Source organism: Bradyrhizobium sp. CCBAU 11361, assembly GCF_028128935.1.
Lineage (GTDB): Bacteria > Pseudomonadota > Alphaproteobacteria > Rhizobiales > Xanthobacteraceae > Bradyrhizobium > Bradyrhizobium niftali.
Genome location: NZ_LBJZ01000173.1, coordinates 56,946 through 71,971, shown reverse-complemented (window position 1 = coordinate 71,971; position 15,026 = coordinate 56,946). Strand labels below are relative to the sequence as shown.

The window sequence follows — 15,026 nt, the reverse complement described above, 5'->3', positions numbered from 1 at the left end:
CCCGTACCTTGCCTGCCGTGCCTCCAAACGGCTAGAATGGCTGTTCGCCGCCGCCGTTGGCGCATCGCTGACGGCCGCATTCAGGCATCGCCGACGATGATGTCGGCATGCATGGCCCGGCCAATTTGGCGCGAGCCAACTTTTTCCGAGCGTCAAGGCCACGATCAAATCCGCGCGTCGGCCTGTCGTCGGGCGCGGATTCCGGGAGTATCGACCGCATGCATCAGGCTGCACGCCTGGAGTTCGAGCGCGTGATGGATGAGTTCGTTCGCTGGCATGTCGTGCCCGAGGACGAGCGATCGCCTGCGCCTGCCTGGTGGTGGGGGCCTGCCATGGCGGTGGTCGACGACCAGGAGCCGATGAGCGCCGCCTGGTGCTCCGAGCTCGGCCTGAATGAAGGCGCGAGCTTCGCCGACGGTGCGCGCACGATACTCGCGCTGTTCGTCGAGCAGACCTCGCTGACGGAACCGCAGGATTTTCCGAGCAAGGCCGAAGGCACGGATCACGAGGTCCGCGAATTGCACCCGCAGCCGTCAGACGACAGCGCGTTTCAGCCGTAGCGCCGCGGCTTCGGTGGCAACCGGATCCGGCTCGGGCTGGAGCGGCGGTGCAACCGGCAGGACCATCGGCCGCAGCAGCTCGGCCATCTGCCGCGCCGGCAGCGGCTTCGAGATCAGAAAACCCTGCATCTCGTCGCAGCCATTGGTGCGCAGGAACGCCTCCTGCTCGGCGTTCTCGACGCCCTCGGCGACGACGGTCATGCCGAGCGCCTTGCCCATGCTGATGATCGCCTGCGCGATCGCCTGGTCCTCCGAATCGTGCGGCAGATCACGCACGAAGGAGCGGTCGATCTTGATGGTGTCGATCGGGAAATGCTTCATCAGCGACATCGACGAATAGCCGGTGCCGAAATCGTCGATCGCGAGGCGAATGCCGCGGCTTTGGATAGCGTCAAGCACCTTGAGCGCGCGCCCGACATTGCGCATCATCATGCTCTCGGTGACCTCGAGCTGGAGCAGCACCGGCGACATGCCGGAGGCCGCTAGCGCCTCGTCGACATCCTGCAGCAGATGTTCGTCGGCGAACTGCCGCGGCGACAGATTGACCGCCATCGACACCGGCAACAGGCCACGGCGCTGCCAGGCCATGGCCTGTGCACAGGCCTCTTTCACCACCCAGCGGCCGATCGGCACGATCAGCCCGGTCTCTTCCGCAAGCGGAATGAACTGCGCCGGCGAGATGCTGCCGAGATCCGGGTGCGTCCAGCGCAGCAGCGCTTCCACGCCGGTGATCTGGCCGGTCTCCATATCCACCTTGGGCTGGTAGTTCAGCGAAAACTGCTCGCGCTCCAGCGCCCGGCGCAGCGCGCTCTCGAGCGACAGCCGCTCGATCGACTGCGTCTTCACCTCCTTGGAGAAGAAGCGGTAGCCGTTCTTGCCGTCCTCCTTGGCGAGATACATCGCCATGTCGGCGTTCTTGGTCAGCGTCTGCGCGTCGGAGCCGTTGGCCGGATACATCGCGATGCCGATCGAGGCCGTGGTGTGACATTCGTGGCCGGCCAGCTCCATGGGCTTGGCGAGCGCCGCGAGCAACCCGGTCGCGATCCGCTGGACGTCGTCGATCTCGCCGCACTGGTCGAGGATCACCACGAACTCGTCGCCGCCGAGCCGCGCCACCACGTCGCTTGCCCGCAGCGCGTTGCGGAGGCGGTCGGCGACCTCGAGCAGGAGCAGGTCGCCGGCCTCGTGGCCGAGCGAATCGTTGATGACCTTGAAGCGGTCGAGATCGATGAACAGCACCGCAAAGCGGTGGTCGTGGTGCTGCGCCGCGTCGATCGCCTTGCGCAGCAGCCCGTTGAAGGTCTCGCGGTTCGGCAGGTTGGTCAGGCTGTCGTGCGAGGCGAGATACTCGATCCGCTCGTCCGCCTTGTTCTTCTCGTCGGCGCGATCGAAATTCTCCATTGCGAAGGAGACGTTGTCGGCGAGACGCTGCAACAGCTCGACGAACTCGGACGTGAAGGTGCCCGGTTCGGTCGACATGTAGATCATGACGCCGACGGCCTGATCGTGCACGATGAGCGGAAACGCCGCGCCCGACCGTGCGCCGTCGCCGCGGACGGCGGCATGGAAGACCCGGACGCGGTCGTCGTTGAGATAGTCGTTGCTGATGCAGGGCTGGCGCGTGCGGAATGCCGTGCCGCTCATTCCGCGCCCCTCGGGACGCTCGGGGTCGATGGAGAGGCGGATGTTGCGCGTAGTGTCGGCGGACGGCCCGGCCGCGGCCACGATCTCGAGCTGGTCGCTGTCGGCCCTGGCCAGCGCGATCGTCGTCGAGGTGAACTTGGCGCCGTTCGATGCCGCGAGGCAGACGAGGTTGAACAGCTCGGCGCGGGACTTCGCCCGCATGATCGCCTCGTTGGTGGCGCTCAGCGCCGCGAACATGCGCGTCAGGCGTTCCTTCTGCGCCTCGGTGCGGGCCTTTTCCTCGGCCCGATCGAAATTGTCGAGCGCGAAGGAGACGTTTTCAGCCAGGCGTCCGAGCAGTTCGACCAGATCGGTCGTGAACGTATTCTCTTCCGGTGCGAGGAAAAGCAGAATGCCGATCGGCTCCTGGCCAGCCCGCATCAGCGGGAAGCTGGCAGCGGCCCGGGTTCCATCCTCGGTCGCCTTGGTGTGCCAGTACGACGATCGCGTGTCGTTCAGATAGTCGTTGATGACACTGGGCCGGCGGGTCCGAACCGAGATTCCGATGATGCCCTGGCCCTCGGGATGATCGGCGGAAACAACGCAGGTACGTCCGACCATTCGGCCCTGCAGTCGTCCCTTCCCCGCGACGACGCGAACGAGCTCACGCTTTTCGTCCATGATGCCTATCGTCGCCGAGGCGAACACGTCGCCCAGCACGGCCGCCTGGCACGCGACCTCGAACAGCTCCTCCCGCGTCTTGGCGCGCATGATGGCTTCGTTGGTCGCGCTCAGCGCCTCGAACATGCCGCTCAGGCGGCTCCGCTGCTTGTCGGCCCGCGCCTTCTCCTCCGCGCGATCGAAATTTTCCAGCGCGAAAGCGACGTTCGCCTGCAATCGCTCGAGCAGCTCGACGAATTCGGGAGTGAACGTGTCGCGCTCCGCGGCATTGAAGAGGAAGACCCCGTCGACCCGGTTGCCGTTCAGCAACGGCAAGGCAGCAGAAGAATGTATGCCGGCGCGACGTGCGCTTTCATGCCATGGCTTGATGCGATCGTCCGCCAGGACGTCGTTGCTGACCTGGGTCTGGCAGGTTCGGAAGGCCGTTCCGGTCACCCCTCGCCCTTCCGGTACCTTGTCGGACGTGGCGAAGGTGTAGCGGCGTAAATCATCCGCATGCGGTCCATAACTCGACGCGACACGGAGCAGTTCAGCTTCATGATTGGCCACGAAGATCGTGGTCGAGACGAACTTCGCGCCATGCACGGTCGCCTCGCAGACGAGGTCGAACAACTCCGATCGCGATCGCGCGCGCAGGATCGCCTCGTTGGTGGCGCTGAGCGCCGCATACATGCGCGCCAGGCGCTCTTCCTCCGCCGCGATCCTGGCCTTGTCGGCCTCCCGGCCGAAATTCTCGATCGCGAACGAGACGTTCTCCGCCATGCGCAGCAGCAGCGCGACGACTTCCTCGTCCTTGACCCATGACCTGCCGACGAAGGACAGGAGCACGCCGACGCTCTCGCCGTGCTTGATCAGCGGCGCGACCACGCAGGCGGCAACACCGGTGTTGACGTTGGCCTGCTCCCACGGCGTTCCCCGGGTACGGCTGGCGAGATCATCCTCGACGATGGCTTTCTGCGTCCGGAACACCTCGCCGGAGATGCCCTTGCCGTAGGGATTTTCCGGATCGATCGAATAGCGCGCCTGGGTGACCAGTTCGCGGTTTTGTCCGGTGGAGGCCACCGGCCTCATCCAATGAGAATCCGGGTCGCGGAGCAGGACGATGGTCGCAAGCGACTTGCCGCCATGCACGGAGGCGTCGCACACGAGCTGGTAGAGCTCCTGCTCGGTCTTGGCGCGGAGAATGGCCTCGTTGGTGGCGCTGATGGCGCCGAACATGCGGTTGAGCCGCCGCATCGCCCGCTCGCCGGTCTGCCGCGCGGTCTCGCGCGCGAAATTGTCGAGGGCATAGGAGATGTTGGCCGACATGCGCTCGAACAGCGACACCATCTGCTCGTTCAGCGAGCCGGCTTCGCTGCGGGTCACGTACAGCACGCCGACACTCTTGCCACTGCAGAGCAGCGGCAGCGCCGCGGCCGCGCCGATGTGGGCCCGGGCAGCGCCCTCGCGCCACGCCAGCGAGCGCGGATCGTTCAGATAGTCGTTGCTGACGCACAGCTTCTGATCGCGAAATGCCTCGCCGCCGACGCCCGATCCTTCGGGTGTGCCGGCGTCCGTGGTGATCTCGATCGAGCAAAGCCGCGGGATGTCGTCGCCACAGCCGGCCGCAAAGCGCAGCCGCCGGCCGTCCGGTCCCGCCAGGAACACGGCCACGGCCAAAAAGTCTCCGCTCGCAAACCCGGCGTCGCAGACCTTCTGGTAAAGCTCGTCCGGCGATTCTGCGTAGAGGATCGCTTCGTTGATGGCGCTCAGCGCCGCAAAGGTGCGCGCGAGTGTCGTCGGCACGATCTCAGCTCCCGGGCATTTCTGCCTAATTTTCCCGGGTACTTTATGAACGGCCATCGCCTAAACGGTCGTTATTGCGTGCCGCAAACCGTCGATCAAAGTGAACGAGCTGCGAACGACCTCCACCAAACTACCGAAAATACCGCCGCCCGGGACGAATCTTCGAACAAAGGTGCGCGCTCTTTACGAATTTGCAGCCCTGTATTGGTTTACGGGAGATTGATATCGGTCCTGCGCTTTGAGACGATGACCCCAACAACCGCCCGCCAGATGTCATGACAAGGGCGATGACCGGGGAGACGCCATGCCGATCGTCAGGGCCGACCGCCTCACACGCATCAGCGCCGCACTGCTCCAGGCGGCAGGAGCTTCCCAGGAAGAGGCCGATGCGGTCGCGACCGGCTGCGTCAACGCCAATCTCGCCGGCCACGACTCCCACGGTGTGATCGCGGTTCCCACCTATATCGACCGCATCAAGGCCGGGCACATCGTTCCCGGTGCGAAATGGACCATCGTCCAGGAATCGCCGACCACGACCGTGATCGACGGCCATTGGGGATTTGGTTTCCACGTCAACGCCAAGGCGATGGCGCTGACGATCGAGAAGGCAAAGACGGCGAATGTCGCCGCCTGCACCGTGTTCCGGCAGAGCCATGTCGGCCGCCTCGCCGCTTATCCGCTGATGGCGATGCGCGAAGGCATGATCGGGATTGCAACGGCGGACTCCGGCCGCTCGCCGAAGCACGTGGCGCCGTTCGGCGGCAAGGAGGCGCGGCTCGGCACCAACCCGATCTCGATCGCGGTGCCGTCCGATCTCGAGGCGCCGTTCTACCTGGACATGGCGACCTCGGCGGTCGCCGCCGGCAAGATCCAGCTCGCCGTGGCCCGCGGCGAGAATATCCCGGCGGGATGGATCATCGATGCCGAGGGACGGCACACCACCGACCCGGCCCAGTACCGCAAGGGCGGCGCGCTGCTGCCGCTCGGCGGCACCGAGGGCTACAAGGGCAGCGGGCTTGCTGCCATGGTCGAGGTGCTGTGCGGCCTGCTCACCGGCCTCGGCTTCGGCGTCGAGCCAACGGGGCGGCACAATGACGGCTGCTTCATGGCGGTGTTCAACGTCGCCGCGTTCCGCCCGCTGAAGGAGTTCAAGCGCGAGGTCGCCGAATTCGCGCGCTATCTGAAATCGACCCCGCCCTCCGAGGGCAGCACGGGCGTCTACTATCCCGGCGAGATCGAAGGCGAGCGTGCGCAGCAGCGGCTGCGTGACGGCATCGAGGTCGAGGATGCCACCTGGGAGAAGCTGCGCACGCTGGCGCGGGAGTACCGGCTCGACACGGTGCTCGACCTGGCCTGACGGAATACGGAGAACAGCAGCATGACGCGGCAGATGGTACTGGTCGGCTTCCTCCAGGCGCAAAACTGCACCAATTTGCCGAGCTCCTGGCGGCATCCGGACTCGCGCGACGATTCGATGTCGGCGGACTATTATCAGGAGATCGCCAGGATCCTCGAAGCCGGCAAGTTTCACATGGCGTTCTTCGACGACCGCCTGGCGATGCCGGACCGCTACGGCAACGACCACGCCCACACCGTCGAATACGGCATCCGCTGCGTGAAGATGGATCCGCTGATCGTGCTGACCACGATGGGCATGGTCACCGACAAGCTCGGCCTTGGCGCGACCTGCTCGACCACCTATTTCGAGCCGTTCGACGTCGCGCGCCGCTTCGCGACGCTCGATTTGATGTCCAGCGGGCGCGCGGGCTGGAACGTCGTCACCTCGCTCAATGACGGCGAGGCGCTCAACATGGGCCGGGACTCCCATCCCGAACATGATTCCCGCTACGACCGCGCCGACGAGTTCATGGAGGTCGTGCTCGGCCACTGGGACACCTGGGAGGACGGCGCGCTCATCATGGACAAGACGAGCGGCCGCTTTGCCGATCCGGCCAAGGTGAAGCGGCTCGATCACAAGGGAGCGGCCTTCAAGTCGCGCGGGCCGTTCACCGTGCCGCGCTCGCAACAGGGCCATCCTGTCATCATCCAGGCCGGCGCATCCGGCCGCGGCCAGCGCTTTGCCGGCCGCTGGGGCGAGGTGATCTTCACCGCCGCGCGCAACCTCGCCGCGGCCAAGGAGGGTTATGCGGCCGTGCGCAACGAAGCCGCCAAAGCCGGCCGCGATCCCGACCAGATGCTTCTCTGCAACCTGATGACGCCGGTCTGCGGCGCGACCAGGACCGAAGCCGAGGACAAGATGGCGCTGATCAACAAGCTGCCGCTCCAGATCGACGCGCTATCGCTGCTCGCCGAAGCGCTCAATTACGATTTCGCCTCCAAGGACCTCGACGAGCCGCTGACGACGGAAGAGCTGAAGAGCATGCAGGGCATTCTGGGCATCCGCGACGGCGTGCTGAAGAATTCGGGCAAGAGCAATCCGAGCGCGCGCGATTTCGTCACCTTCTCCGGCCGCGGCCAGGTGCAGGACGCGATGGTCGGCGGCCCCAAGGAGATCGCGGACAAGCTCGAAGAAATGTTCGTCGAGCGCGGCTGCGACGGCTTTGTCATCGCGGCGACCTACGTACCCGGCTCCTACGCCGATTTCGTGCGCCATATCGTGCCGGAATTGCAGCGCCGTGGCTTGTTCCAGAAGGACTATCGCGGCAAGACGCTGCGGGAGAACCTCGGCTTGAGGCGGCCCGCTGCCGGTGCCTGGAAGGTGCAGCCGCGCGATGCTGCGGAATAACAACGAGGACACCACATGCGCTGGCTGAAATTCACCGCCTCGGACAAAACCTCCTGGGGGATCGTTGAAGGCGACCAGGTCATCGCAGTCGACGGCGATCCCTTCGGCGAATGGCAGCGCACCTCGCGCACGCATCCGCTTAGCGACGTCAAGATCGAGCTGCCGCTGATCCCGCGCACCTTCTATTGCGTCGGCCTCAACTATTTGAAGCACCTGAAGGAGGCCGCCGACAAGCGCGGCGAGGTGCCGGCCGTGCCTGACCGGCCCGAGATCGGCTATCGCGCGCAAAACGCGCTGATCGCGCATGACGAGGAGGTCGTGATCCCCTCTTTCGCGACGGACAGGATCCATTACGAGGGCGAGCTCGTCGTCGTCATCGGCAAGAAGGTCAAGCACCTCACCAAACAGAACGCGATGGATTGCGTGTTCGGCTACACCATCGGCAACGACGTCAGCGAGCGCAGCTGGCAGAAGGCGGACCGCAGCCTGTGGCGCTCGAAGAACGCCGACACGTTCAAGCCGATGGGCCCGTGGATCGAGACCGAGGCCGATCTCGCCAGGATGCAGACGATCGTCAGGGTCAACGGCAAGGAGACCAACCGCTTCCACACCAACGACATGATCTTCGGCGTGGTGCCGTTCCTGGTCGAGCTGACCAAGTATTTCACGTTATGGCCCGGCGATGTGATCTGGATGGGCACCGACGGCGCCTCGCCGGACATCAAGCATGGCGATGTCGTGGAGATCGACATCACCGGCATCGGCACGCTGCGCAATCGGTTCGTGCGGGAGGACGGCAGATCAGCCCGTGCCGCCTGAGCGGCCCTTCACATGATCGATAAAGGCCCGCAACTTCGGCATGATTTGTCGGTGACCGGGATAGTACAGGAACACGCCCGGTGTCATCGGCGCGAATTGCTCCAGGACGGGAACGAGCTTTCCCGTCGCCATGGCACCGGTGGCCAGGGGTGCGGGCACTTGCGCAAGACCCACACCTTCGACGGCGGCTCCGAGCATCGTCGGAAAGTCGTTGGCGATGAAAGGTCCCGAAACCACGATCTCGATCGAACGGCCGTTGTCGTCGAGCGACCATGACGCAAGCGCACCGTTCGATCGTCGCAACCTCAAGCACGCGTGCTCACGCAGATCGTCTGGCCGCTCGGGCCGTCCGCGGCGGGCAAGGTAAGCCGGGCTGCCGAGGATAATGAGCGGTAGCGGATTCGTCAGGCGCACCGCGACCATGTCGGGGGCGATGAACTGGCCCAACCTGATGCCGGCGTCAAAACCTTCGGCGGCGAGGTCGACCAATTCTTCGCTTGCGGCAAGCTCCACCTCAATCTCGGGAAATGCCCGGCAGAACGACGCAATCAGCGGCTCCAGCAGGATCGGCACGACGGAGCGCGGTACGGTGAGACGCAGGAGCCCGGCCGGTCGCTGTCCAAGCTCGCGCGCCGCCCCGCTCGCCGCCACGAGCTCCTCGAAGGCGGGTCTGGCGCGCGCAAGGAATCTTTCGCCGGCTTCGGTCAAACCGACACTGCGGGTCGTGCGGATGAAGAGCGCGGCGCCAACGCGCGCCTCGAGCGCGCGTATCGCCTGACTGATGGCCGATGGCGTGACCCCGAGTTCAGCGGCCGCTCGGCGGAAACTGCGATGGTGGGCGACACTCAGGAACGCTTCCACGCCGTCCAGCGCACCGTGCCTGACTGTGAAGTTCTGCTTCATAGCCCGTGCACATTATCGCGAATAGTCACTCGCGGAAAGCAGCTTTACATCCGAATTGCAAATGAGCCGTGCCGCTGCAGCAACCGCCGCGATCGGAGAAATGAAATCGATGAAGACAATCCGCAACGTCGTCTTCGCAGTCCCCCTCATACTCACAGGCGCAATCTCCATGGCCGATCCTTCACTTGCCCAATCACAGACCGCGTCACCGACAACCGGGGTCATGGTCATCCTGACCGTCAAGGCGGGCGTCACCCGAGATCAGATCATGGCCGTCATGCCCGATGAAGTCAGGCAGACCGTGCAGCTCTATCTCAATGGGACGGTTCGCGAATGGTATTCGCGATCTGACGGGCGGGGCGCCGTATTCCTGTTGAATGTCGGGGATGTCGCCGAGGGACACGCGATCATGGAGGGCCTGCCGCTCGCGCGGCAAGAGCTCATGGACCACGACTACATCGCAGTCGGTCCGCTGATGCCGCTCGGTCTGCTGATGGCCAAACCCTGAGCGTCCGCCGACGCCGAACCGACTGGCTTCGACCGCACCCGGCCGGACAGGCCACCGCAAGGGAATCCGAACGTGCCGCAAAGCTTCAACCTTCCATTCGTGCTCAGCGTCGCAGGTGCTTTCCTGACAAGCGCGGTGGTGGCTTCGATCTACGTCTGGCCGGCACTCCGCGCCATGCCGCGCTATGAGGCCCTGAGACTTCTCGCGGCGTTCAACGCGTTCAGGTTCTTCGGCATGAATTTCATGGTGGCGGGATTCGTATCTGCGGAGCTGAGCCCGACTTTCGCCGCCGAGGTCGGATGGGGGGATTTCATTGCCGCCTCTCTCGCGCTCGCGTCAATCGCGGCACTCTCCTGGCGATGGTCGATCGCCGTTCCGGTGGTCTGGGCGTTCAACGTGTGGGGCACGCTGGATCTCTTGAATGCGTACTACATGGGCGTGACGAAAATCCAGGATCCCGGCCTCTTCGGCGCCGGCATTTATATTCCAGCCCTCTACGTGCCGCTGCTGCTCGTCAGCCATGTTCTCGTCTTCATGATTCTAATGAGGCCCGGATCAGAAGAAAAAGCGGCCTGACATGGCCCCTGACATGGCCGCTGGCCGCGATCTCGTGCGTCCCCCACAACCGACCTCTCTCTAGGGAACGCCGATGAACAGCGATGCTGCTTCCGTTGCCACCCCGGCCCAGCCTCCCATCCGGCTCGGCTTGATGTGGACCGTTCTATTCACGATCCTGTGGACCTGGCTGATCTACTCGCTCCCCGCACTTCCGGAGAGCGGTTTTCCGGCCCTCGGCGTTCGGCTGCTGGCCCATGGGCTCATTGCGGTCGGCCTGTGGCTCGGGCTCGAAAACACCGCGTTGACGCCAGAGCAACGCCGGGCGACCTGGCTGGTCGTCATGGTCCCCTTCACGCTTTGGGCTGCCCTCGCCTGGACGGCAGCCATCAATGGTGCATTCCGCACGGGCGCCTCCTTCTTGCCGCTGCTTCCCGCGGCGATCCTGCTGCCAGTGATCGTCGGCACTCCGGTGCTGATGCTATCGAAGCGAGTCGGACAATTGCTCGATGCAATGCCGACGACGTCGGGGCGGAAAGGAGCGATCTTCTGGAATATCTTCGGCCTCGCAGACTTCGCCGTCGCGATCGCCCTGGGAATGGCGATGTCGCCTGGCCCGTTCCAGTTGATCGTTCCGGATGACCCGAGCATGGCCGTCGATACCTTTCCGAACGTGTTGACCCCAGCCTTCGTCGTACCCAGCTCGATCCTGTTGCACGTGCTGTCGCTGCGCCAACTGCGCCGGCGCAGCCGGGCCGCGACAGTGTGAGTCCCGTCGTTGTCTCAGAACGGCAGCGCCACGCCGGCCTTGATCTCCTTCAGCACCACATTGCTGCGGACGTAACGGATGCCGGGAATGCGGAACATGAACTCGTCGAGGAATCTGTTGTAGGCGGCCATGTCCTGCACGACGACGCGCAAATGATAGTCGGCGTCGCCCGTGGTCGCGAAACACTCCAGCACCTCGCGGCGCGTCGTGACCCTGGCGACGAACTCGTCGACGAACTTCGCATCGTGTCGCTCCAGCGAGACGTGGAGGATGGCCGACATCGTGAATCCCGCCTGCTCGCGTGCGACCAGCGCCGCATAGCCTTGGATGACGCCGCTCTCCTCCAGCGCGCGCACCCTGCGCCAGCAGGCGGAGGTGGACATGCCGACCTCGTCGGCGAGTTGCTGATTGGTGGCGCGACCATCCTTCTGAAGATGGGCGAGTATTCGCGTGTCCTGCTCTTCGATCATGGAGGCCTCTCAAGTCGAGAACATCTACCAAATTTGATTGCCTTGTGCAAAATTCTACCGAAATTTTGATCTATGCGGGAAAAATGGGTAAGACCTACCAGTCTCCCAAGCATAACCTTCCATCATCAGGCAGGATGCCGCGCGAGGTCCGCCATGGACGCCATTCCGTCACTCGACAGCTACGAGCTCCCCGACCGCTACGACCGCGAGGAGGGCCGCGTCTTCCTCACGGGTACGCAGGCCATCGTCCGCATCGCGCTCGACCAGGCGAAGCGCGACCGTATGCGCGGTCTCAACACCGCCGGCTTCATCTCCGGCTATCGCGGCTCGCCGCTCGGCGGCATCGATCTCGAGCTGTGGCGCATCCAGGAACGTCTCAAGCGGGACCGCATCGAATTCCTCCCGGCCGTGAACGAGGACCTCGCGGCAACCGCCGTGCTCGGCTCGCAACAGGTCGAGACGCAAGCGGAGCGCGAGGTCGATGGCGTGTTCGGGCTCTGGTACGGCAAGGGCCCCGGCGTCGATCGCTCCGGCGATGCGCTCAAGCACGGCAATGCCTACGGCTCCTCGCCGCATGGCGGCGTGCTGGTGGTCGCGGGCGACGACCATGGCTGCGTGTCGTCGTCGATGCCGCACCAGTCCGACGTCGCCTTCATGAGCTGGTTCATGCCGACGCTGCATCCGGCCGATGTCGGCGAATATCTGGCGTTCGGCGAATATGGCTACGCGCTGAGCCGCTTCTCCGGCATGTGGGTCGGCTTCAAGGCGATCTCGGAAATCGTGGAATCGGGCGCATCCGTCGCGCTGCGCCCGTCGCGCGCCTTCCGCACACCCGACTTCACGCCGCCGCCGGGCGGCCTGCACTATCGCTGGCCCGACCTGCCGGGCCCGCAGATCGAGGAGCGACTGGAGGCGAAGAAGCACGCGGTCTATGCCTTCGCAAAGGCCAATCCTATCGACCGCCACATCTACGACATTCCGAACGCCACCTACGGCATCGTCACAACAGGAAAGGCGCATCTCGACCTGATGGAAGCGCTGCGGCTGATGGGCCTCGACGAAGCGGCCTGCCGCAGCATCGGCATCGACGTCTACAAGGTCGGCATGGTCTGGCCGCTGGCGCTGCATGACGCGATGGACTTCGTGAAGGGCAAGCGCGAGATCCTCGTGGTCGAGGAAAAGCGCGGCATCATCGAGAGCCAGTTCAAGGAATATTTCTACGACTATCCCGGCACCAAACCCGAGCGCATGGTCGGCAAGCACGACGAGCGAGGGGCGCGGCTGATCTCCTGGATCGGCGAATTGTCGCCGCGTGCACTGGCTGGCGTGCTCGCCCGCCGGCTCGATCCGATGTTTCCGGGCCTCAATCTCGCCGCACGCGCGGCTGCCTTGATGCCTGAAGCCGCGCGCACGATCAATGTCAGCGGCGCGACACGCACGCCCTATTTCTGCTCGGGCTGCCCACACAACACGTCGACAAAGGTACCTGAGGGATCGAAGGCGCTGGCCGGCATCGGCTGCCACTTCATGGCGAGCTGGATGGACCGCGAGACGTCATCGCTGATCCAGATGGGCGGCGAGGGCGTGAACTGGGCGGCGTCGTCGAAATTCACCGGCAACAAGCATGTCTTCCAGAATCTCGGCGAAGGCACATACTATCACTCGGGCTCGATGGCGATCCGGCAGGCGATCGCCGCCAAGGCCAACATCACCTACAAGATACTGTTCAACGACGCCGTCGCCATGACCGGCGGCCAGCCGGTGGACGGCCCCATCAGCGTCCATGCCATCGCGCATAGCGTCCGCGCTGAAGGGGTGGCGCGCATCGCGCTGGTGTCGGATGATCCCGCGCAGTTTTCGCCGGCGGACCTGCCCATCGGCGTCACCATCCATCCGCGCGAAGAAATGGACCCCGTGCAGCGCGAGCTGCGCGAGGTCTCCGGCGTCTCCGTCCTGATCTACCAGCAGACCTGCGCCACCAAGAAGCGGCGCCGCCGCAAGCGCGGGCAGATGGCCGACCCCAAGCGCTTTGCCTACATCAACGATCTCGTCTGCGAGGGCTGCGGCGACTGCTCGGTCGAATCCAACTGCCTCAGCGTCGAGCCGAAGGAGACGCCGTTCGGCCGCAAACGGCAAATCAACCTGTCGGCCTGCAACAAGGATTTTTCCTGCCTCAATGGCTTTTGCCCGAGCTTCGTCACCGTCGAAGGCGCGACGCGCCGGAAGAAGAGCGCGAGCGAGATCGACGCGGTCGGCCGCGCGGCTGCGCTTCCCCTGCCCGCTCCCCCCACGCTCGACCGTCCCTACGACCTGCTGGTAACAGGCGTCGGCGGCACCGGCGTGATCACCGTCGGCGCGCTGATCGGCATGGCCGCGCATCTCGAACGACGCGGCGTCTCGGTGCTCGACTTCACTGGCTTTGCGCAGAAATTTGGCCCGGTGCTGAGCTATATCCGCCTCGCCGCCTCGCCCGAGGCGTTGCATCAGGTCCGCATCGACCAGGGTGCCGCCGACGCGCTGATCGGCTGCGACCTCGTCGTCAGCTCGGCGCCAAAGGCGTCCGGCACCTATCGTCGCGGCACGCGCGCCGCTGTTAACACGGCAGAGATGCCGACCGGCGACGTCGTCCGCTTCCGCGACGCGGATCTCGCGTCCCCTGCCCGCCTGCGCGCAATCCGGCAGGTCGTCGGCAACGACAATCTCGACACCATCAACGCCAACGCGCTGGCCGAACAGCTGCTCGGCGATGCCGTCTATGCCAACATCATCATGCTCGGCTTTGCCTGGCAGCACGGACTGATCCCTGTCTCGCTGCAAGCGCTGCTGCGCGCGATCGAGCTCAACGGCGTCACAGTCGAACGCAACAAGCAGGCGTTTGCCTGGGGCCGGATCGCCGCTGCCGATCCGGACTTGTTGCCGAAGGCGGACGATACGCCCAAAGCCGAGACGCTCGACCAGCTCATCGCCCGCCGCGCCGATTTCCTCACCGCCTATCAGAACGCGGCCTATGCGGCACGCTACCGGACGATCGTCGCAAGAGTCCGCAAGGACGAAGCCAACCTGGACAGCGAGGCGATGACCGAGGCCGTCGCACGCGCATTATTCAAGCTGATGGCCTACAAGGACGAGTACGAGGTGGCGCGCCTGCACGTGCAGAGCGGCTTCCTCGACGAGTTGAAGCGCGAGTTCGAGGACGGTTTCAGCGTCCAGTATCACCTCGCGCCGCCGTTCCTGCCGTCCGAACGCGACGCCCGCGGCCGTCCGCGCAAGCGCGCTTTCGGCCAGTGGATCCAGATGCCGCTTGCTATGCTCGCGCGGCTCAAGCTGCTGCGCGGGACGCCGCTCGATCCTTTCGGCTACACCGCCGAGCGGCGGACCGAGCGCGAGCTGATCTCATGGTATGAGGGTGTGATCGAACGGATGCTTCGCGAGCTCGACGCGGCGCGCCTGCCCGATTTCATTGCGATCGCCAAGGCTCCGATGGATATCCGTGGCTACGGCCCGGTCAAGGACACCGCGGTCGCGAAGGTGAAGCCGGAGGTCGAACGGCTTCTCGCCGATGTGATCGCGGCATCGCCAGCAAAGATGCGCGCCCACGGTTGACGTG

At 64.8% G+C, this 15,026-nt stretch carries 11 protein-coding genes; 8 read left to right on the top strand and 3 right to left on the bottom strand.

What is annotated here, in order from left to right:
- Positions 1-218 precede the first annotated feature (218 nt).
- A complete protein-coding gene (locus XI08_RS19695) occupies positions 219-560 on the top strand; it encodes a hypothetical protein (protein WP_027547470.1) in 342 nt (113 codons plus the stop codon).
- Here XI08_RS19695 and XI08_RS19690 read toward each other — a convergent pair.
- The gene (locus XI08_RS19690; protein WP_271575630.1) at positions 534-4,649 is read right to left on the bottom strand and encodes a bifunctional diguanylate cyclase/phosphodiesterase; all 4,116 of its coding nucleotides are present in this window, start codon (positions 4,647-4,649) and stop codon (positions 534-536) included. The genes XI08_RS19695 and XI08_RS19690 overlap by 27 nt on opposite strands.
- A gap of 304 nt (positions 4,650-4,953) precedes the next feature.
- On the opposite strand from XI08_RS19690, the gene XI08_RS19685 reads away from it, so the two are divergent.
- Genes XI08_RS19685 through XI08_RS19675 form a run of 3 tightly spaced genes read left to right on the top strand, consistent with a single transcriptional unit; the run spans position 4,954 to position 8,214 of the window.
- Positions 4,954-6,006, top strand: a complete 1,053-nt coding sequence (locus XI08_RS19685; RefSeq protein WP_271575629.1) for an Ldh family oxidoreductase — start codon at positions 4,954-4,956, stop codon at positions 6,004-6,006.
- Between the two features lie 21 nt (positions 6,007-6,027).
- Positions 6,028-7,395 (top strand): LLM class flavin-dependent oxidoreductase, encoded by a 1,368-nt coding sequence (locus XI08_RS19680; RefSeq protein WP_271575628.1) that lies wholly within the window; start codon positions 6,028-6,030, stop codon positions 7,393-7,395.
- Positions 7,396-7,410: 15 nt separating this feature from the next.
- Positions 7,411-8,214: a fumarylacetoacetate hydrolase family protein gene (locus XI08_RS19675; protein ID WP_271575627.1), complete on the top strand. Its 804-nt coding sequence runs from the start codon at positions 7,411-7,413 to the stop codon at positions 8,212-8,214.
- Here the strand turns inward: XI08_RS19675 and XI08_RS19670 are convergent.
- Positions 8,197-9,117 (bottom strand): LysR family transcriptional regulator, encoded by a 921-nt coding sequence (locus XI08_RS19670; protein ID WP_271575626.1) that lies wholly within the window; start codon positions 9,115-9,117, stop codon positions 8,197-8,199. The genes XI08_RS19675 and XI08_RS19670 overlap by 18 nt on opposite strands.
- Positions 9,118-9,178: 61 nt before the next feature.
- Here XI08_RS19670 and XI08_RS19665 point away from each other — a divergent pair, with 61 nt between their 5' ends.
- The 3 genes from XI08_RS19665 to XI08_RS19655 all read left to right on the top strand — a co-directional run bounded on the left by XI08_RS19665 (position 9,179) and on the right by XI08_RS19655 (position 10,949).
- Positions 9,179-9,625: a hypothetical protein gene (locus XI08_RS19665; protein WP_271575625.1), complete on the top strand. Its 447-nt coding sequence runs from the start codon at positions 9,179-9,181 to the stop codon at positions 9,623-9,625.
- 72 nt (positions 9,626-9,697) lie between these two features.
- Positions 9,698-10,201: a hypothetical protein gene (locus XI08_RS19660; protein ID WP_271575624.1), complete on the top strand. Its 504-nt coding sequence runs from the start codon at positions 9,698-9,700 to the stop codon at positions 10,199-10,201.
- Positions 10,202-10,274: 73 nt separating this feature from the next.
- On the top strand, positions 10,275-10,949 hold the full coding sequence (locus tag XI08_RS19655) for an MFS transporter (RefSeq protein WP_271575623.1): 675 nt from the start codon (positions 10,275-10,277) through the stop codon (positions 10,947-10,949).
- Between the two features lie 14 nt (positions 10,950-10,963).
- Here XI08_RS19655 and XI08_RS19650 read toward each other — a convergent pair whose 3' ends face one another.
- A complete protein-coding gene (locus tag XI08_RS19650; protein ID WP_271575622.1) occupies positions 10,964-11,419 on the bottom strand; it encodes an Lrp/AsnC family transcriptional regulator in 456 nt (151 codons plus the stop codon).
- A gap of 153 nt (positions 11,420-11,572) precedes the next feature.
- Between XI08_RS19650 and XI08_RS19645 the strand changes: the two genes are divergently transcribed.
- A complete protein-coding gene (locus tag XI08_RS19645) occupies positions 11,573-15,022 on the top strand; it encodes an indolepyruvate ferredoxin oxidoreductase family protein (protein WP_271575621.1) in 3,450 nt (1,149 codons plus the stop codon).
- The last annotated feature ends 4 nt before the right edge of the window (positions 15,023-15,026 follow it).